The organism is Brevundimonas vesicularis NBRC 12165, from assembly GCF_001592205.1.
In the GTDB taxonomy this organism is placed as follows: domain Bacteria; phylum Pseudomonadota; class Alphaproteobacteria; order Caulobacterales; family Caulobacteraceae; genus Brevundimonas; species Brevundimonas vesicularis.
On record NZ_BCWM01000002.1, the window covers coordinates 225777 to 243454 of the forward strand.

At 67.3% G+C, this 17678-nt stretch carries 18 protein-coding genes; 13 read left to right on the top strand and 5 right to left on the bottom strand.

Annotation, left to right across the window (positions count from 1 at the left end; genetic code table 11):
* Position 1: 1 nt before the first annotated feature.
* From BVE01S_RS02665 to BVE01S_RS02675, 3 genes are all read right to left on the bottom strand, one after another.
* Positions 2-940, bottom strand: coding sequence for an alpha-E domain-containing protein (locus BVE01S_RS02665; protein WP_039244207.1), 939 nt, complete (start codon positions 938-940; stop codon positions 2-4).
* On the bottom strand, positions 940-2361 hold the full coding sequence (locus tag BVE01S_RS02670) for a circularly permuted type 2 ATP-grasp protein (protein WP_066623883.1): 1422 nt from the start codon (positions 2359-2361) through the stop codon (positions 940-942). The genes BVE01S_RS02665 and BVE01S_RS02670 overlap by 1 nt, the downstream gene beginning before the upstream one ends.
* 80 nt (positions 2362-2441) lie before the next feature.
* The gene (locus BVE01S_RS02675) at positions 2442-3650 is read right to left on the bottom strand and encodes an NAD(P)/FAD-dependent oxidoreductase (protein ID WP_066623885.1); all 1209 of its coding nucleotides are present in this window, start codon (positions 3648-3650) and stop codon (positions 2442-2444) included.
* 78 nt (positions 3651-3728) lie between these two features.
* Between BVE01S_RS02675 and BVE01S_RS02680 the strand changes: the two genes are divergently transcribed.
* The 13 genes from BVE01S_RS02680 to BVE01S_RS02740 all read left to right on the top strand — a co-directional run bounded on the left by BVE01S_RS02680 (position 3729) and on the right by BVE01S_RS02740 (position 15907).
* Entirely contained in the window at positions 3729-4019 is a 291-nt protein-coding gene (locus BVE01S_RS02680; RefSeq protein ID WP_017504407.1) for a YerC/YecD family TrpR-related protein, read from the top strand.
* A gap of 10 nt (positions 4020-4029) precedes the next feature.
* The gene (gene hisG / locus BVE01S_RS02685) at positions 4030-4911 is read left to right on the top strand and encodes an ATP phosphoribosyltransferase (protein ID WP_055752833.1); all 882 of its coding nucleotides are present in this window, start codon (positions 4030-4032) and stop codon (positions 4909-4911) included.
* Positions 4911-6218, top strand: coding sequence for a histidinol dehydrogenase (hisD, locus tag BVE01S_RS02690; RefSeq protein WP_066623887.1), 1308 nt, complete (start codon positions 4911-4913; stop codon positions 6216-6218). Before hisG ends, hisD begins: the two co-directional genes overlap by 1 nt.
* Positions 6215-7651: an imidazoleglycerol-phosphate dehydratase HisB gene (gene hisB, locus BVE01S_RS02695; protein WP_066623889.1), complete on the top strand. Its 1437-nt coding sequence runs from the start codon at positions 6215-6217 to the stop codon at positions 7649-7651. The genes hisD and hisB overlap by 4 nt, the downstream gene beginning before the upstream one ends.
* The gene (gene hisH, locus BVE01S_RS02700) at positions 7648-8250 is read left to right on the top strand and encodes an imidazole glycerol phosphate synthase subunit HisH (RefSeq protein WP_066623892.1); all 603 of its coding nucleotides are present in this window, start codon (positions 7648-7650) and stop codon (positions 8248-8250) included. Before hisB ends, hisH begins: the two co-directional genes overlap by 4 nt.
* Positions 8244-8981, top strand: coding sequence for a 1-(5-phosphoribosyl)-5-[(5-phosphoribosylamino)methylideneamino]imidazole-4-carboxamide isomerase (hisA, locus tag BVE01S_RS02705; RefSeq protein ID WP_066623894.1), 738 nt, complete (start codon positions 8244-8246; stop codon positions 8979-8981). Before hisH ends, hisA begins: the two co-directional genes overlap by 7 nt.
* Before the next feature lie 31 nt (positions 8982-9012).
* On the top strand, positions 9013-9780 hold the full coding sequence (gene hisF / locus BVE01S_RS02710; protein ID WP_066623896.1) for an imidazole glycerol phosphate synthase subunit HisF: 768 nt from the start codon (positions 9013-9015) through the stop codon (positions 9778-9780).
* Positions 9777-10400, top strand: coding sequence for a bifunctional phosphoribosyl-AMP cyclohydrolase/phosphoribosyl-ATP diphosphatase HisIE (hisIE, locus tag BVE01S_RS02715; RefSeq protein WP_066623899.1), 624 nt, complete (start codon positions 9777-9779; stop codon positions 10398-10400). Before hisF ends, hisIE begins: the two co-directional genes overlap by 4 nt.
* Before the next feature lie 48 nt (positions 10401-10448).
* Positions 10449-11909: a glucose-6-phosphate dehydrogenase gene (gene zwf, locus BVE01S_RS02720; RefSeq protein ID WP_066623901.1), complete on the top strand. Its 1461-nt coding sequence runs from the start codon at positions 10449-10451 to the stop codon at positions 11907-11909.
* Positions 11902-12618: a 6-phosphogluconolactonase gene (gene pgl, locus BVE01S_RS02725; protein WP_066623903.1), complete on the top strand. Its 717-nt coding sequence runs from the start codon at positions 11902-11904 to the stop codon at positions 12616-12618. The genes zwf and pgl overlap by 8 nt, the downstream gene beginning before the upstream one ends.
* A 1-nt stretch (position 12619) precedes the next feature.
* On the top strand, positions 12620-14509 hold the full coding sequence (gene edd, locus BVE01S_RS02730; RefSeq protein WP_066623907.1) for a phosphogluconate dehydratase: 1890 nt from the start codon (positions 12620-12622) through the stop codon (positions 14507-14509).
* A 30-nt stretch (positions 14510-14539) separates the two neighbouring features.
* Complete coding sequence (gene glk, locus BVE01S_RS02735; protein WP_066623911.1) at positions 14540-15511, top strand: glucokinase; 972 nt, start codon at positions 14540-14542, stop codon at positions 15509-15511.
* Between the two features lie 90 nt (positions 15512-15601).
* A complete protein-coding gene (locus BVE01S_RS02740) occupies positions 15602-15907 on the top strand; it encodes a hypothetical protein (protein ID WP_055752822.1) in 306 nt (101 codons plus the stop codon).
* 80 nt (positions 15908-15987) lie between these two features.
* Here the strand turns inward: BVE01S_RS02740 and BVE01S_RS02745 are convergent, their stop codons facing one another.
* Positions 15988-16350, bottom strand: a complete 363-nt coding sequence (locus BVE01S_RS02745; protein WP_066623914.1) for a hypothetical protein — start codon at positions 16348-16350, stop codon at positions 15988-15990.
* Positions 16347-17642, bottom strand: a complete 1296-nt coding sequence (gene hmgA, locus BVE01S_RS02750; RefSeq protein ID WP_174523840.1) for a homogentisate 1,2-dioxygenase — start codon at positions 17640-17642, stop codon at positions 16347-16349. The genes BVE01S_RS02745 and hmgA overlap by 4 nt, the downstream gene beginning before the upstream one ends.
* Positions 17643-17678: the final 36 nt, after the last annotated feature.

The following is a 17678-nucleotide window of genomic DNA, read 5'->3' on the forward strand; positions in this document are numbered from 1 at the left end:
GTCAGACCAGATACTGTTCGTGGACGGCCGCGGCCAGGGCGTTGTTCTCGTTCAGGAAGCCCTGAATGTATTCGTGCAGGCCGGACTGGAAGATGTCCTCGATCTTGGCCTCGTTAAACTGGCTGAGGCGATTGGAGGCCAGCCGTTGCGCGGGGCCGCGCCGACCGTAGTCGGTCGCCAGCTTCTCCAGATAGCTGACGATCATGCCCTGACATGAGGCCAGCGAGCGCGGCATCTGGCGGTTCAGCACCAGCAGGTCCGCCACCAGCCAAGGCCGCACGCTTTCGCGGTAAACCCAGCGATAGGCGGTCAATGCCGAAACCTCGCGCAGAAGGGTCGTCCACTGGAAGTAGTCCAGTTGCCCCCCCACCCGTTCGCCGGGCGGCAGCAGCAGGTGATATTTAACGTCCAGCAGGCGTGCGGTGTTGTCGGCCCGCTCGATCGCCATGCCCAGTCGCAAGAACCAGTAGGCGTCGTTGCGCAGCATGGTCCGCGACGAGGCGCCTTCGACCGCCAGGGACGTCGATTTCACGAAGTCGAGGAAGTTGGTGAAGTCGTCGCGCTTGGTCGGTTCGCCCAACTCGTTCAGACCGTTCCAGGCGCCGTTGATCGCCTCCCACAGTTCGATGGTCAGGGCGGTGCGCACCGAGCGCGCGTTGGTCCGCGCCTTGGTGATGCAGGCCTTGATCGAGGTCGGATTGTCGAAGCCGAAGGCCAGATATTCTCGCACGGACTTTTCCGACACGGTGCGTCCGGTCGCATCAAAGCCGGCCTTGACCCCCGACGAGGCGATGGCCCCGGCCCAGGCGGTCACGGCGGCCTGATCTTTCGCCGGCAGGGCGGCGAGACGGATCGCCGCCTCCAGAATGCGGGCGAGGAAGTCCGCCCGCTCCATATAGCGTCCGGTCCAATAGAGGCTGTCTGCGGTGCGTGAAAGCATCAGTTGTCCAGCACCCAGGTGTCCTTGGTTCCGCCGCCCTGGCTGGAGTTCACCACCAGCGACCCTTCCTTCAGCGCCACCCGCGTCAGGCCGCCGGGCGCGACGCGCACGCCGGCCGGGCTGGACAGCACGAACGGCCTAAGATCGACGTGGCGGGGCGACAGGGCGCCGCCGTTCAGCGTCGGCGCCGTCGACAGGCTCAGCGTCGGCTGGGCGATGAAGTCGTCGGGATCGGCGATCAGCTTGGCGCGGAAATCTTCGATCTCGGCCTTGGTCGAGGTCGGACCGACCAGCATGCCGTAGCCGCCCGATCCGCCGACTTCCTTGACCACCAGTTCCGGCAGCTTATCCAGCACTTCCTTCAGGGAGTCCGGCTCGCGACAGCGCCAGGTCGGCACGTTCTGCAGGATCGCATCCTCACCCGTGAAGAAGCGGATGATCTCGGGCATGTAGGTATAGACGGCCTTGTCGTCGGCCACGCCCGTCCCGACCGCATTGGCCAAGGTCACCCGCCCGGCGAAATAGGCCGACATCAACCCCGGCACCCCAATGGTAGAGTTGGGCATAAAGGTCAGGGGATCGAGGAAGTCGTCGTCGATGCGGCGATAGATGACATCGACGCGCTTGGGCCCCTCGGTCGTGCGCATGAAGACCGTGTCGTCATTGACGAACAGGTCCGTGCCCTGGACCAGCTCGACGCCCAGCTTGTCGGCCAGGAAGCTGTGCTCATAGTAGGCCGAGTTAAAGGGGCCAGGCGTCAGCACGACGATGGTCGGATCCGCCCCCGCCCCTGCCGGCGCCGAGGCCTGCAGCGAGCGCAGCAGCATATCGGTGTAGATTTCGACGGGACGCACGGCGTGTTCCGCGAACAGGTCGGGGAACAGCCGCATCATCATCTCGCGGTTCTCCAGCATATAGGAGACCCCCGACGGCGTGCGGCAGTTGTCTTCCAAAACGTAGAAGCCGTCCTCGCCCGTGCGCACCAGATCCACACCCGAAATATGACACCAGACGTCGCCCGGTGGACGACGCCCCTGCATCTCCGGCCGATAATGCGGATTGGTCAGGATCAGATCGGCCGGGACGATGCCCGCCTTGATACAGTCCTGCGGGCCGTAGATATCTTTCAGGAAGGCGTTGATGGCGGTGACCCGCTGCTTCAGCCCCTTTTCCAGACCGCCCCATTCGTCCGCGCCGATGATGCGCGGCACGACATCGAAGGGGATCAGCCGCTCATTGGACTCCTCGTCGCCATAGACGGCGAAGGTCACGCCCATGCGACGGAAGAACAGCTCCGCCTGGCGCGAGCGCGCTTGCAGCAGATCGGCCGGCGCGTTTTCCAGCCACGCCGCCAGCGTCTTGTAGCTGTCGCGGATCGCACCCGACCCGCCGCCATTCATTTCGTCGAAAGCTCTCGTCATCCGCCCCCGCCGCGTTGAAGTCGCAGCTTGAACGGTCACGAACGTAAAGCGCAACAGTTTTGTTGCACTGCGGCGACGCCTTATCCGACGGCCACCGTCTTCATCGACACCGTCGGATCGGCCAGCTTGTCCACGTCCACAGGCGTCGCCTTGGCGATCAACTGTTTGCCGGCCATGAACTCGGGCGGAGCGTTGACGGCCTCGACGCAGACGATGCGATCGCCGTTCAGATGAAAGACCGCAAAGCCCGACGCCGTCGGATCGCCGCGCACCACCTGTCGGTCGGCGTCGAACGGCAGGCCGGCGATCTGAAGCTTGACGTCATACTGATCCGACCAGAACCACGGCACTTCCGGCGTCGGTCCGGCCCGTCCGACGATGGCGGCCGCCGCCTGTTTGGCCTGCTCCAAGGCGTTGGGCACGCTCTCTAGCCGATGATGCACGCCGCCGTGGACCGGAATGGGTCGTCGCGTCATGTCGCCGATGGCGAAGATGGCCGGATCGCTGGTGCGCGCCTCGCCGTTCACCACCACGCCGTCGTCGCAGTTCAGGCCGGCTGATCGCGCCAGGGCGTCGCACGCCAATGCGCCGACCCCCACCAACACCGCATCCGCCGACACCATCGATCCGTCGGCCAGGGTCACGCCGTCGCGGGCCACGGCGACCACCTCCGCATCCGTCAGGATTTCGACGCCGTGCGCCCGGTGCTGCGCCGTGAAGAAGGCCGACAGGGTTTCGGACGCCACCCGCGCCAGCACGCGCGGCGCGCGCTCGATCACCACCGCCTCGGCGCCCAAGGCCCACGCCGAGGCCGCCGCCTCCAGCCCAACATAGCCGCCGCCGACGACCGCCAGACGCTTGCCGGGCCCGAGGACCGCCTTCAGTCGCTCGGCGTCCTTCATCGTGCGGAGTTCCAGCAGATCGGGATGGTCCCCGCCCGGAACCGGCAGCTTGCGCGCCGTCGATCCGGTCGCCAGCACAAGGATGTCGTAGCTCTCCGACGAGCCGTCATGGAAAACGACCGTCTTCGCGGCAGGGTCCACCGCCACGGCGACTACCGAGGCCCGAAAGTCGATGTCCTGCTCGGCGTAGAAACTCAGAGGCCGCAGCAGCAGCGCCTCCAGATCCGCCTCTCCCTTCAGCCAGGCCTTGGACAAGGGCGGCCGCTGATACGGAGGCGCATCCTCCTCGCCCGCCAATACAATGGGGCCTTCATGCCCATACTGCCGCAGGAACGCCGCGACGGAGCCGCCAGCGTGTCCCGCGCCGATGATGAGAACCTTGGTCATGGGACGCAGATAGTGCGCCAGGCACGATCTGTCTCCTCCCCCTTGACCGTTCCACCGTTACAGCATAGTGGAACGCGCATGACGACCCCGCCCGCCCGTGACGACCTGCATGACGCCTTGCTGTCGATGCAGACGCGCGCCGAGATCGACGCCTTTCTGGCCGATCTTTGCACGCCTGCGGAACTGCGCGCCTTCTCCGAGCGCTGGCAGGTCGCGCGCCTGCTCGACGCCGGCGGCAAATCCTATCGCGAGATCGCCGCCGAGGCCCATGCCAGCCCCACCACCGTCGTCCGCGTCGCCCGCTATCTGAAAGACATGCCGCATCAGGGCTATCGCCTCGCTCTGGACCGCCTGAAGAACAAGAACTGAGTATCCGAACATGAGCACCGTGCAGGGCCGGCTTCGCATCGCCGTCCAGAAATCCGGCCGTCTGGCCGACCGCAGCCTCGACCTGATCCGCGACGCGGGCCTGAAATGGGTCAAGGGTCACAACGACCTGCTGTACCGGGTCGAAAACTATCCGATCGACCTGCTGCGCGTCCGCGACGACGACATTCCCACCTTCGTGGCGGACGGCGTGTGCGATCTGGGCATCGTCGGCGAGAATGTGCTGGAGGAGGGCCGCAACGGCGGGCCGAACGCCTCGATCGTCATGCCGCTGGGCTTCGGTCGCTGCACGCTGAAGATCGCCACGCCTCCGACCCTGGCCTATGACGGTCCGGCCTCGCTGGACGGTCTGCGCATCGCCACCTCCTACCCGAAGATCCTGCGCCGCTTCCTCGACGAACGCGGGGTCAAGGCCGACATCGTGGTCATGCGCGGGGCCGTCGAGGTCGCCCCCCGGCTGAAACTGGCCGCCGCCATCTGCGACCTCGTCTCGACCGGCGCGACGCTGGAGGCCAACGGCCTGGGGGCCAAGGATACGGTTCTGGAAAGCCAGGCCGTGCTGATCCAGTCGCCCGTGGCGCCCGAGCCCGCCTTGCAGCAGCTGTTGGACAGCGTCATCGAGCGGATGGCGGGCGTGGTGTCCTCACAAGGCGCCAAATACGTCATGCTGAACGCCCCGCGCTCGGCCCTGGACGAGATCACCGCCATCCTGCCCGGCGCCGGCTCGCCCACTGTCATGCCCCTGATGGGTCGCGACGATGCGGTCGCCGTCCACGCCGTCTGTCAGGAGGCCGTCTTCTGGGAGACGCTCGAGAAGCTGAAGGCCGCCGGCGCCTCGGCCATCCTGGTCCTGCCGATCGAGAAGATGATGTGATGAAACGCATCGACTGGTCTTCCCTCGACGCGGCCGGCAAGACGGCCGCCCTGGCCCGCCCCGCCCAACGCACCGCCGGCGACGTGACCGAGGTCGTGCGCACCATCCTGGACGACGTGCGCCAGCGCGGCGGCGAGGCCGTGACCGACTGGTGCCTGAAGCTGGACAAGGCGCCGCCCCGTCGCATCGCCATCACGCCCGAGACTGTGGCCGAGGCGCGCAACGCCCTGCCGCCCGGCGACGTGCGCGCCCTGCGCATGGCCGCCGACAATGTGCGCGTCTTCCACCAGGCGACCCGGCCCGAGGACACTCCCTTTATCGAGACGACGCCCGGCGTGCGGTCCAAACTGGCCTGGCGTCCCATCGCCTCGGCCGGCCTCTACATTCCCGGCGGCACCGCGCCGCTGTTTTCTTCGCTGCTGATGCTGGCCATTCCGGCCGGCGTCGCGGGCGTGGGCCAGCGCGTCGCCGTCACGCCGCCGAACAAGGAGGGCGGCATCCACCCCGCCATGATCCTGGCCGCCGCAGAGGCGGAACTGGACGCCATCTGGTTGATGGGCGGCGCCCAGGCCATCGCCGCCCTGACCTTCGGCGTCGAGTTGGAAGACGGGGTCATTCCGGCCTGTGACAAGTTGTTCGGACCCGGCAACGCCTATGTGGCCGAGGCCAAGAAGCAGGCCTCCGCCCTGCCAGGCGGTCCCGCCGTCGACATGCCGGCCGGCCCGTCGGAGTTGATGGTCATCGTCGATCGCGACGCCGCGCCCGAGATCGCCGCCGCCGACCTGCTCAGCCAAGCCGAACACGATGCGGATGCGCAGGTTCTGCTGGTCTCCACCAGCCGCGCCACCATCGACTACATCCTGAGCGAGGTGGAGGTGCAGGTCGCAACCCTGCCCCGCGAAGCCATCGCCCGCGCCTCTCTGAACGAAGCCCGCGCCATCCTGGTGCGCGACCTCGACGCGGCCGCAGAAGTCGCCAACCTCTATGGTCCCGAACACCTGGCGATCCAGATCGACGATCCCGAGCCGCTGGTCGATTCGATCAAGGCCGCCGGGGCCGTGTTCGTCGGCCGGTTCGCCGCCGAGACGCTGGGTGACTACGCCGCTGGTCCCAGCCACGTCCTGCCGACCGACGGCGGCGCCCGCACCCTCGGCGGCGTCACCACCGCCAGCTTCATGACCACCATGTCGGTCCAGTTGGTGACCGAGGCCGGCGCCCGTCAGCTTGCGCCCATCGCCGCCCGTCTGGCCCGGATGGAGGGCCTGGAAGCCCACGCCCGCGCCGCCGATCTAAGGGCCGAAGGATGACCCTGCCTGCCCCTTATCCGCCGCTGGTTTCCGGCAGCGAAGGTCTGGATCGCTATCCCGACGACGCCTCCGCCCTCGCCGCTCGCATGGCCGCCGTCTATGGCGTGCCTGCCGAACAGGTGCTGCCGGTGCGCGGCCTGACCCACGGACTGGAACTGGCCTGGCGCCTCGCCGCTCGCGACGGGGGATCGGTCGAGGCCCCGAAGGCCGAACCCTATGCCAGTCTTGCCGCCATCTATCCGGCCAAGGGCGAAACGGCCCCAGAGAAAAGTATCGTCGTCATCCGCGCTCTGGGCTCGCCCGAAGCCGTCGGCGAAATGGCCGCCCGCGTCGCCCCCGCCCTGCTGGTGGTGGACGAGGGACTGATTGAATTCTCCGACAGCGCCTCGGCCGTGACGGTCGTTAGCGATCAGCCGAACTTGGTCGTGCTGCGCAGCCTGTCCCTGGCCTATGGATTGGCCGGCGCCCGCGTCGGCGCGGCGATCGCCCAAGCCCAGACCCTGGTGCGTCTGGCGTCAGTGCTGGAACCCTATGCCCTGCCCGAACCGCTGGTTCGGCTGGCGATGCAGGCGCTCGATCCGTCGCGGATGATCGAGACTGCCGAGCGGATCGCCTCGGTCCGGCGCGAGCGCGAACGGGTTGTGCGCGAACTGGGTCGCCAGATGCCAGTCGAACCGGGCGTCGGTCCCATCATCATGGCTCGCCCAGAGGAGCCTGCCGCCGCCCTGGCTGGTCTGAAAGCCTACGGCGTCGAGGCCGATCTGTCCGGCGAGCGTCTGCGCCTGCCGATCTCGATCAAGTCCGAGGTCAACGACCGGCTGCTCGCCGCCTTCGGCCTGACGCCCGCCAAGCGCCGCCCCGCCCGCGTTGGTCAGGCGGTGCGCGACACCAAGGAAACCCGGATCGTCTGCGCCGTCGATCTGGATGCGCCCGGTCCGGTGAAGATCGAGACCGGCGTCGGCTTCTTCGATCACATGCTGGAGCAGATCGCGGCCCACGGCGGCTTCTCGCTGCGTCTGCAATGCGAAGGCGACCTGCACACCGATCCGCACCACACGATCGAGGACAGCGCCATCGCTCTTGGCCAGGCGTTGAAACAGGCGTTGGGCGAGCGCAAGGGCATCGCTCGCTATGGCTTCGTCCTGCCGATGGACGAGGCCAATGCCACGGTCTCGATCGACCTGTCCGGCCGCCCCTATCCGCTGTTCGAGGGCACGTTCGAGACCCCCTTCATCGGCGACTACCGCACCGACCTGACCGCCCACGTCTTCCGGTCTCTGGCCGAGGCCATGGGCGCGGCCGTGCACATCAAGGTCACGGGCCAGGACGACCACCACAAGACCGAAGCCGTCTACAAGGCCTTCGGCCGCGCCCTGCGCCAGGCCATCCGGGTCGAGGGCGACGCCGTGCCGTCGACTAAAGGTGTGCTGTGACCGAGGTCGCCGTCATCGCATACGGCGCCGGCAATGTCGCCTCGGTCCAGTTCGCGCTGGAGCGGCTGGGCGCGACCGTGCGCCTGACCGACGATCCCGCCGTCATCGCCGAGGCTGAACGGGTGATCCTGCCTGGCGTCGGCGCGGCCGGATACGCCATGAAGCGTCTGTCGGACCTGGGTCTGATCGCGCCGATCCGCGCCTTCCCGCGCCCCCTGCTGGGTGTCTGCCTGGGTCAGCAACTGCTGTTCGGATTGAGCGACGAGGGCGACGGCGTCGATCTGCTGGGTCTCATTCCCGGCGCGGTGACCCGGCTGAAGCCTGCGGGCGATCTGCCGGTGCCGCACATGGGCTGGAGCCGGTTGATGCGCGACCGCGACGACCCCTTGCTGGAGGGCGTCGCCGACGGCGCCTATGCCTATTTTGTCCACGGCTTCGTCTGTCCCGACGGACCGGCGACCCTGGCGCGCGCCGACTATGGCGGCGTCGTTCCGGCTGTGGTTCGATCCGCCAACCGCTGGGGCTGCCAGTTCCACCCCGAACGCTCGGCCGAGGCCGGGGCGACCATCCTCAAGAACTTCCTGGGCCTGTCATGCTGATCTACCCCGCCATCGACCTGAAGGACGGCGTCTGCGTGCGCCTGATGCACGGCGACTTCGCCCAGGTGACGCATTACGACCAGCAGCCGGCTGCCCGCCTGACGACCTTTGCGGCCGAGGGCGCGGAGTGGATCCACATCGTCGATCTGGACGGAGCCGAGGCGGGCGAGGCGCGTCAGCACGCCCTGATCGGCGAACTGACCCAGGCCATCGACGTCAAGGTGCAGTCGGGCGGCGGCGTGCGCAGCGCCGACGATGTGAAAAAGCTACTGGACGCCGGCGTGTCGCGCGTCGTCGTAGGCTCCTTGGCGGTGACCCAGCCTGAGGCGGTGGCCAACTGGCTGGAAACCTTCGGCGTCGAGCGCATCACCCTAGCCCTGGATGTCAAGATCGAGGACGGCGTGCCGGTGCCTGCACTGAAGGGTTGGACCCAGTCCTCGGGCATGACGCTTTGGGAGGCGCTGGATCGGTATCCCAAGGGGACGGCCAAACACCTGCTGGTGACCGATGTCGGTCGTGACGGCGCCCTGACCGGGCCGAACCTGGACCTGCTGGCCGAGATCCGCAGCCGTCGGCCGGATCTGGTGTTGCAGGCCTCGGGCGGCGTTTCCTCGCTGGACGATATCGCCGCGGTCAAGGCGCTGGGCTGTCACGGGGCCATCGTCGGACGCGCGCTCTACGAGAACTGCTTCACCCTGCCCGAGGCGATCGCGACGGCCAAACGGTCGTGACGGCCCATCCTGCATCAAGCGGGGCGGTCGAATGACCGCCCGGCGCATCATCCCCTGCCTGGACGTGAAGGACGGCCGGGTGGTCAAGGGCGTGAAGTTCGTCGGTCACACCGACATGGGCGATGCGGCCGAGCTGGCCGCCCGCTATCGCGATGCGGGCGCCGACGAACTGGTTTTCTACGACATCACCGCCAGCCCCGAAGGGCGGACGCTGGACTACGGCTGGATCAAGGACATCGCCCGACTGCTGGACATTCCGTTCTGCGTCGCCGGCGGCATTCGCACCGTGGATCAGGCGGCGCGCTGCCTGGACCACGGAGCGGACAAGGTCTCGATCAACTCCCCGGCCTTGGAACGGCCCGAACTGATCGCCGACATGGCTGCGCGGCTGGGCAGCCAATGCGTCGTCGTCGGCGTCGACAGCCGGTTTGAGGACGGCGACTGGGTGGTCCACAAATATACCGGCGACCCCGATGCACGCCGTCATGCCGGCAAAGGCACGCTGGACTGGCTGGACGAGGCGCAGAGCCTGGGCGCAGGAGAGATCGTGCTGAACTGCATCGATCAGGACGGGGTCCGACGCGGCTATGACATCGAACAACTGTCCGCTGCCCGCGCGCGCCTGACCATCCCCCTGATCGCGTCGGGCGGCGCCGGCGCGCCGGAACATTTCAAGGCCGTGTTCGAAAAGGCAGACGTTTCCGGCGCTCTCGCCGCCAGCGTCTTCCACACCGGCGCCATCGCCATTCCGGACCTGAAACAATACCTGGCCGACGAAGGCCTGGAGATGAGACTGTGATCGACCCGAACACCATCGACTTCGCCAAGGGCGCCGGCCTGGTCCCCGTCGTGGTTCAGGACGCCGCCACGCTGCAGGTCCTGACCCTTGCCTATATGGATCGCGCGGCGCTGGACGAGACGATCGCATCCGGCGAGGCCACCTTCTTCTCGCGCTCGCGCGGGGGGCGTTGGAGGAAGGGCGAGACCTCGGGCGACCGGCTTTACGTCGTCTCCATCACGGCCGACTGCGACGCCGACGCCATCGTGTTGGGCGTCAGGCCGGTCGGAAACGCCTGCCACCTGAACCGGACGAGCTGTTTCGGAGAGGCCGACGCGCCGGGCTTGGGTCGGATCGCCCGGCTGGAGCGAACCATCGCCGAACGGGCCGCCGCCGATCCTTCCGAAAGCTGGACCGCCCGACTGATCGCACAGGGACCCAAACGCATCGCCCAGAAGGTCGGCGAGGAGGGCGTGGAGACCGCTTTGGCCGGCGTCGCCGGCCCTGACGAGGAACTCGCCAGCGAGGCTGCGGATTTGATCTATCACCTGCTCGTTCTTCTCCATGCCCGTAACATGGTGTTTCAGGACGTGCTGGACGTGTTGGCCTCGCGAGCGGAAGCGGCCAAAGACAGCGGCTAGACCGTAAAGGCGTGCGTCCCGACAAATGGGATCATCGAGGGACAAGACATGGCGGCTCTCATTCTGTTTGGCGGCGGCGGCGATCTGGCGATGCGCATGCTCCTGCCGTCGCTCTATTTCCTCGAACACGACGGCCTGCTGCCTGAAGGGCTGAAGATCATCGGCGCCGCGCGTTCCGAAGAGAGCGCCGACGACTATATCGCCAAGGTGCACGAGGCGGTGAAGGCGCGCGCCGAGGCGGACAAGGTTTGGGACGAAGCCAGCTGGTCGCGGATGAAGGCCCGCCTGGACTATCTGGCGGTCGACGCCACCTCGCCCGAAAGCCTAAAGCCGCTGAAGGACAAGGTCGGCGACGGCGAGGTCACCTCCTTCCTGGCCGTCTCCCCCTCGCTCTATGCCCGCATTGTCACGGCGATGAAGGCGGCGGGTCTGGCCGAAAAGAACTGCCGCATCGTACTGGAAAAGCCGGTTGGGCGCGACCTGAAGTCCTTCCTCGAAATCGACGACGCCGTGGCCCACGCCTTCAGCGAGAACCAGGTCTTCCGCATCGACCACTATCTGGGCAAGGAGACAGTCCAGAACCTGATCGCTCTGCGTTTCGGCAACACGATCTTCGAACCGTTGTGGAACAACCTGTCCATCGACCACGTGCAGATCACGATCGGCGAGACGGTGGGGGTCGGCGATCGCTGGCCCTACTATGACGAATACGGCGCCCTGCGCGACATGCTGCAGAACCACATGCTGCAGCTGCTGTGTCTGGTGGCGATGGAGCCGCCGAGCGACCTGGACCCCGACTCGGTGCGCAACGAGAAGGTCAAGGTGCTGCGGTCGCTGCGGCCCGTCACGGTGGACGAGGTCGAGCGCGTGACCGTGCGGGGTCAGTATGTGTCGGGCGTCTCGGAGGGCAAGCCGGCCAAGGGCTATGACGAGGAGCGCGGTCAGCCGTCGGACACCGAAACCTTCGTCGCCGTTCGGGCCGACATCGACAATTGGCGCTGGGCCGGCGTGCCCTTCTTCATGCGGACCGGCAAGCGCCTGCCCGAGAAGCGCACCGAGATCGTCATCCAGTTCAAGCCGGTGCCCCACTCGATCTTCGATCGCGACGACCGTGGAGAAGTGCAGGCCAACCGCATGATCATCGAACTGCAGCCCGAGGAAGACATCTCACTGACGGTGATGAACAAGCGACCCGGCCTGGATCAGCGCATGCAGTTGCAGCCGATCAAGATGAGCCTGTCGTGGGGGGTGGACGGCAAGTCCGCCGCTCCGCCGCGTCGCCGCATCGCCTATGAGCGTCTGCTGCTGGACGCGATGGCGGGCGACTCGACGCTGTTCGTGCGGCGCGACGAGGCCGAGCAGGCCTGGAAATGGGTAGACGAGGTGTCCGAGGCCTGGGCCGAATCCGGCCTGAAGCCCGACGACTACGTCGCCGGAACCTGGGGCCCCGACAGCGCCGACATGCTGATGGCCCGCACCGGCCGCGACTGGAACACGACCGATGTCTGAGCCCCCCCCCATCGAAGCCTTCGCCTCCGTCGAGACCTGGGCCGAAGCCATCGCCGCGCGCCTGGCCGAGACCTTGGGCGCGGCCGTGCGTGATCACGGCCAGGCCCTGTTCGCCGGTCCGGGCGGCTCGACGCCCGCGCCCGTCTATCGCCGCCTGGCGGCGACCGATCTGGACTGGTCCAAAATCGCCGTGACCCTGGTGGACGAGCGGTATGTGCCCGAGACCTCGCCGGAATCGAACGCCCGGCTGATCCGCGACGTGCTGCTTCAGGGCAAGGCGACGACGGCTCGCTTCATCCCGCTCTATACGCCCGAGGTCACCGTGGACCGCGCGGCCATCGTGGCGGCCAAGGCCTTGGCCGACGCGGGCGGGCGGTTCGATGCGGTGCTGCTGGGCATGGGCGAGGACGGCCATATCTGCTCCATGTTCCCCGAAAGCCCGACGCTGAAGACCCTGCTGACGCCGACGCTGAAGCCCACGGTGCTGGGCGTGCCGCATGGGCGCGACGGCATGGCGCCGACGATCGAACGGCTGTCGATCAATCTGCCCTATCTGATTTCTGCCGGCCGGGTGATCCTGGGCCTGAAGGGCGTCGCCAAGCGTCGCGTATTCGAAGAACAAGCCCAGGGCGATCCCAAGATCCAGCCCATCGCCGCCCTGATCGCCGCCGGCGTTCCCCTTGAAGTTCTGTGGACGGAGGAAGGCTGAAATGGCGCTTCATCCCACCGTGGCGGCTGTCACCGCCCGCATCATCGAAAAAAGCCGCGAGACACGCGCCGACTACATCCGTCGCATGGACGCCGCGCGCGACAGCGGCGCCGGCCGCGCCAAGCTGAGCTGCGCCAACTGGGCCCACGCCTTCGCGGGCCAGACGATCGCCGATAAGCTGACGGCGATGGACGGGTCCAAGCCCAACCTCGGCATCGTCACCGCCTATAACGACATGCTGTCGGCTCACCAGCCGTTCGAGCGCTTCCCCGACGTAGTGCGCAAGGCCGTGCGCGAGGTCGGCGCCACGGCTCAGGTCGCCGGCGGCACCCCCGCCATGTGCGATGGCGTCACCCAGGGTCGTCCCGGCATGGAGCTGTCGCTGTTCAGCCGCGACCTGATCGCCATGTCGGCGGGCATCGCCCTGACCCACGACGCCTTCGACGCCGGCCTGATGCTGGGCGTGTGCGACAAGATCGTTCCGGGCCTGTTCATGGGCGCCCTGGCCTTCGGCCATCTGCCGGTCGTCTTCGCACCCGCAGGTCCGATGCCGTCGGGCATTCCGAACGCGGAAAAGGCCCGGGTCCGGGCCGAATATGCGCAGAACAAGGTCGATCGTCAGACCCTGCTGGAAAGCGAGATCGGCAGCTATCACTCGCCCGGCACCTGCACCTTCTACGGCACGGCCAACTCCAACCAGATGATGATGGAGCTGGGCGGCCTGCACATGCCGTCCACCGCCTTCGTCCATCCCGACACCGGCCTGCGCGACGCCCTGACGGCGGCGGCGGCGAAACGGGCGGTCGAACTGGCCCGCAGCGGCGAGTGCCGCATGGCCGACGTCATCGACGAGAAGTCCATCGTCAACATGATCGTGGCCCTGCTGGCCACCGGCGGCTCGACCAATCACGCCATCCACCTGGTCGCCATGGCGCGGGCGGCGGGCGTGCTGATCGACTGGACTGACATGGACGAGCTATCGTCGGTCACGCCGCTGCTGGCGCGGGTCTATCCCAACGGCTCGGCCGATGTGAACGCCTTCCAGGCCGCCGGCGGCGTCGCCTTCATAGCCCGTGAGCTGGCGATGGCGGGCAATATCCACACCGACGTGACGACCATCATGGGTCAGGGCATCCAGGCCTATTTCCAGGAACCGTCGATGGTGGACGGCGAACTGGTCTGGCGCGATGGGGTCCAGGAAAGTCTCGATCTCGCTATCCTGCGCCCGGCCTCGGATCCCTTCGACAAGGAGGGGGGCCTACGTCTGGTTCAGGGCGACCTGGGTCGTGCGGTCATCAAGATCTCCGCCGTCAAACCCGAGAACCGCATCGTCGAGGCGCCTGCCGCCGTGTTCGAGACCCAGGAAGATGCGCTCCAGGCCTTCCGGGACGGCAAGCTGTTCCGCGACGTCGTCGTGGTCCTACGCTTCCAGGGGCCCAAGGCGAACGGCATGCCGGAACTGCACAGCCTGTCGCCGGCCCTGTCCGTCATTCAGGACAAGGGGTTTAAGGTCGCCTTCGTCACCGACGGCCGCATGTCGGGCGCCAGCGGCAAGACGCCCGCCGCAATCCACGTCTCTCCCGAGGCCCTGGCCGGCGGTCCGCTGGCTCATGTTCAGGACGGCGACATCATCCGCCTGGACGCCGAAGCTGGCGTTCTGACCACCGTCGGCGTTCCCGACCTGACCGCCCGTCCGCTGGCCGCCCGGTCCGCCGCCAACGCCGAGGGTTCGTCCTGGGGCTATGGCCGTGAACTGTTCGGCGCCTTCCGCCATGTGGTCACGACGGCCGAGCAGGGAGCGACGGTCTGTTTCGCCCTGCCGACCGGCTCGCGCGGCAACGACGACACCCCGCCCAATCCCAACTTCGTCGATCGGACTGTGGACGCCTGATCCACCGAACCGAGCGCAGGAAACGCCCCAATGAATGACAAGACCCTTCTCGTCGGCGATGTCGGCGGCACGAACGCCCGCTTCGCCGTGGCCCGAATGGTGGACGGCAAGCCCGTGCTGGACCACCACGAGAGCTTCCCGGCCGAGACCTATCCGACCTTCCTCGAAGGCGTCGCCGCCTTCATCGACGGCTGCGAGGTCAAGCCGACGGGCGGCGTGATCGCCGTCGCCGGCCCGGTCACGGACGGCGCCATCGACCTGACCAACTCGCCCTGGCAGGTGTCGGAGGCGGAGCTTCAGACCCTGGGCCTGAAGCCCGTCAAGCTGATCAACGACTTCGAGGCCCTGGCCTGGGGCGCGCCCATCGTGCCGGAAGACCAGCTGGAAAGTCTGGGCGGCCCGGTCGACGGCGATCCGCACTGCACCGTCGCGGTGCTGGGCCCCGGCACCGGCTTCGGGGTCTCGGCCCTGGTGCGGGATGCGGCCGGTAAGGAGATGGCCATGCCGTCCGAGGGCGGGCACGCCTGCTTCCCCCCCGGCGATCCTGTCGAGGACGAAATCCTGCGCATCCTGCGTCGCCGCTATGACCGGGTGTCGATCGAGCGTCTGATCTGCGGGCCCGGGCTGCTGAACATGCACCGGGCCCTGGCCGAGATCGACGGGCGCGAGACCCACATCGACGATCCGGCTCAGATCACCGCAACGGCCCTGGCCGATCCGAACAGCCCGTGCGGCGCGACCCTGGCCCGCTTCTGCGCCATCTTGGGCGCGGTCGCCGGCGACATCGCCCTGACCACCGGCGCGCGCGGCGGCGTCTATATCGCCGGCGGCATCGTTCCGCGCATCCTGCCCTTCATCAAGGCCAGCCCTTTCCGCCAGCGGTTCGAGCGCAAGGGCCGGTTCAAGGAATATATGCAGGACATTCCGACCAAGGTGATCATGCACAAACACGCCGCCCTGCTGGGCGCTGCGCGGGTCGCCTTCGCCCAGTCGGAGGGCTGACGCGGCGGGCGATCACGAAAATCTCACGGCGGCGTGAACCGAACCGTTACCGTAGCGTTTGAGAGTTTCCACCTAGGAGAGGAAACTCAAATGAAAAAGTTCGCCATCGCCGCCGCTTCGGTCTTCATGCTGGCCGGCGTCGCCGCCTGCGGTGAAAGCGCCGCCGACAAGGCCGCTGAAAAGCAAGCCGACGCCATCGAAGCGACGGGCGAAGCCCGCGCCGACCAGCTCGAATCGCAAGCCGCGACCGCTCCGACCGCCGCTCAGGCCGACGCCCTGAACGCCCAGGCCGACCAGGTCGAGAAGAACGCCGACCGCAAGGCCGACATGGTCGAGCAGCAAGCCGGCAACGCTGATGGCGGCGCTACGACGGCCAACACGCCTTCGACCCACTAAGATCTGGCGACCGACTAAATCCGTTTACGGATGGATCAGCCCCCGTCGTTCGCGACGGGGGCTTTTTCGTGCCTGCGACCTCAGTCGATGCACAGGGTCGGGCCGGCCTTGCCGTCCTCGACCGTCGTATTGCAGCCAAAACGGTCGCTGGTCGCTTGGCAGACGCCGGTCGCCGCCGTCCCCGGCGTCACGCCGCTGTTGCCCTCGATGCGGCAGTCGCCCTGACACTGATCGCCGTCGGTGCAGCGCTTGCCGGCGTCGGCATAGTTGATGACGCACTGCCAGGATTGCATCCGTCCGACCTGTTTCATCGTGCCGCCGCGCGTGGCGCAGGACGCGGCGTCGGCGCTTTGCATCGGCGCATCCGACGCCGCTCCCGTGGTCTGGGGCGAGCAAGCGGCGGCCAGAAGCGCGACGGCGGCGATGAGGGAAATGCGGATCATGAGATCTGTCCTTTGGTGAAGCCTGACCAGACGTCGTCGTAGTCGAGCTGCATCTGCGGTGATTCCGACGCCCATTTCGTGACGCGGATCGGCATGCGCGTCTCGAACATGAAGGCCAGGGTGTTTTCGATCTTGTGGGGCTTGAGTTCGGCCTTAATCGCGCCGTCATAGCTGGCCTGATCGGGGCCGTGGCCGCTCATGCGGTTGTGCAGCGATGCGCCGCCTGGCGCGAATCCGCCCGCCTTGGCGTCATAGGCGCCGGTCACTAGACCCATGAACTCGCTCATCACGTTGCGATGGAACCACGGCGGGCGGAAGGTGTCCTCGGCCACCATCCAGCGCGGCGGGAAGATGACGAAGTCGATGTTGGCGGTCCCCGGCGTCTCGGACGGACTGGTCAGGACCGTGAAGATCGACGGATCAGGGTGGTCGTAGCTGACGGTGTTGATCGTGTTGAACCGCGCCGTGTCATAGCGGCAGGGCGCCAGATTGCCATGCCAGGCGACCACATCCAGCGGGCTGTGATCGAAGGTCGTGGTCCAAAGGCGACCGCCATATTTCTGCACGCATTCGGTCGGGCGATCCACGTCCTCATAGGCCGCGACCGGCGTTTCGAAGTCGCGCGGATTGGCCAGACCGTTCGACCCGATGGGGCCGAGATCGGGCAGGCGGAACGGGCTGCCGTAGTTCTCGCAGACATAGCCGCGCACCGGCCCGTCCACCACGACACGGAACCGCACGCCGCGCGGGATCAGGACGATGTGACCCGGCCGGGCCTCGATGACGCCGAACTCGGTGACGAAGCGGTGGTCTCCTTCTTGAGGCACGATCAGCAGTTCGCCGTCGGCGTCATAGAAGACCCGGTCGGTCATCGACCGGTTGGCGACATACAGGTGAATGCCGGCCCCGGCCCCGCCGTCCGGTTCGCCGTTGCCGCCATAGGTCGTCAGCCCCTCGACCCAGTCGGTCGCAGCCTGCGGCATCGGAAGCGGGTCCCAGCGCATCCGGTTGGGATTGGGCGGCGTCTCGTCGAACGGACCGGAGCGGACCCGCCCCTGATCGAAGGGGGTGTAAGGTCCATGCTGGGCCGAGGGACGGAGGCGATAGAGCCAGCTGCGCCGGTTCTCGGCGCGCGGCGCGGTGAAGGCGGTGCCGGACAGCTGTTCGGCATACAGGCCCATCGGCGTCTTCTGCGGCGAGTTTCGCCCCACCGGCAGGGCGCCGGGCGCGGCCTCGGTCGCGAAATGATTGCCGAAACCGGTCATGTAGGCGGGCGCGTTGGATCGCGTCATGTCGTGTCTCCCTATGCCCCTCGTTTAGCCGTCCCC

Coding starts and splice junctions, on each gene's coding strand:
- BVE01S_RS02665 (WP_039244207.1), bottom strand. CDS start 940: ATGCTTTCACGCACCGCAGACAGCCTCTATTGGACCGGACGCTATATG.
- BVE01S_RS02670 (WP_066623883.1), bottom strand. CDS start 2,361: ATGACGAGAGCTTTCGACGAAATGAATGGCGGCGGGTCGGGTGCGATC.
- BVE01S_RS02675 (WP_066623885.1), bottom strand. CDS start 3,650: ATGACCAAGGTTCTCATCATCGGCGCGGGACACGCTGGCGGCTCCGTC.
- BVE01S_RS02680 (WP_017504407.1), top strand. CDS start 3,729: ATGACGACCCCGCCCGCCCGTGACGACCTGCATGACGCCTTGCTGTCG.
- hisG (WP_055752833.1), top strand. CDS start 4,030: ATGAGCACCGTGCAGGGCCGGCTTCGCATCGCCGTCCAGAAATCCGGC.
- hisD (WP_066623887.1), top strand. CDS start 4,911: ATGAAACGCATCGACTGGTCTTCCCTCGACGCGGCCGGCAAGACGGCC.
- hisB (WP_066623889.1), top strand. CDS start 6,215: ATGACCCTGCCTGCCCCTTATCCGCCGCTGGTTTCCGGCAGCGAAGGT.
- hisA (WP_066623894.1), top strand. CDS start 8,244: ATGCTGATCTACCCCGCCATCGACCTGAAGGACGGCGTCTGCGTGCGC.
- hisF (WP_066623896.1), top strand. CDS start 9,013: ATGACCGCCCGGCGCATCATCCCCTGCCTGGACGTGAAGGACGGCCGG.
- zwf (WP_066623901.1), top strand. CDS start 10,449: ATGGCGGCTCTCATTCTGTTTGGCGGCGGCGGCGATCTGGCGATGCGC.
- pgl (WP_066623903.1), top strand. CDS start 11,902: ATGTCTGAGCCCCCCCCCATCGAAGCCTTCGCCTCCGTCGAGACCTGG.
- edd (WP_066623907.1), top strand. CDS start 12,620: ATGGCGCTTCATCCCACCGTGGCGGCTGTCACCGCCCGCATCATCGAA.
- glk (WP_066623911.1), top strand. CDS start 14,540: ATGAATGACAAGACCCTTCTCGTCGGCGATGTCGGCGGCACGAACGCC.
- BVE01S_RS02740 (WP_055752822.1), top strand. CDS start 15,602: ATGAAAAAGTTCGCCATCGCCGCCGCTTCGGTCTTCATGCTGGCCGGC.
- BVE01S_RS02745 (WP_066623914.1), bottom strand. CDS start 16,350: ATGATCCGCATTTCCCTCATCGCCGCCGTCGCGCTTCTGGCCGCCGCT.
- hmgA (WP_174523840.1), bottom strand. CDS start 17,642: ATGACGCGATCCAACGCGCCCGCCTACATGACCGGTTTCGGCAATCAT.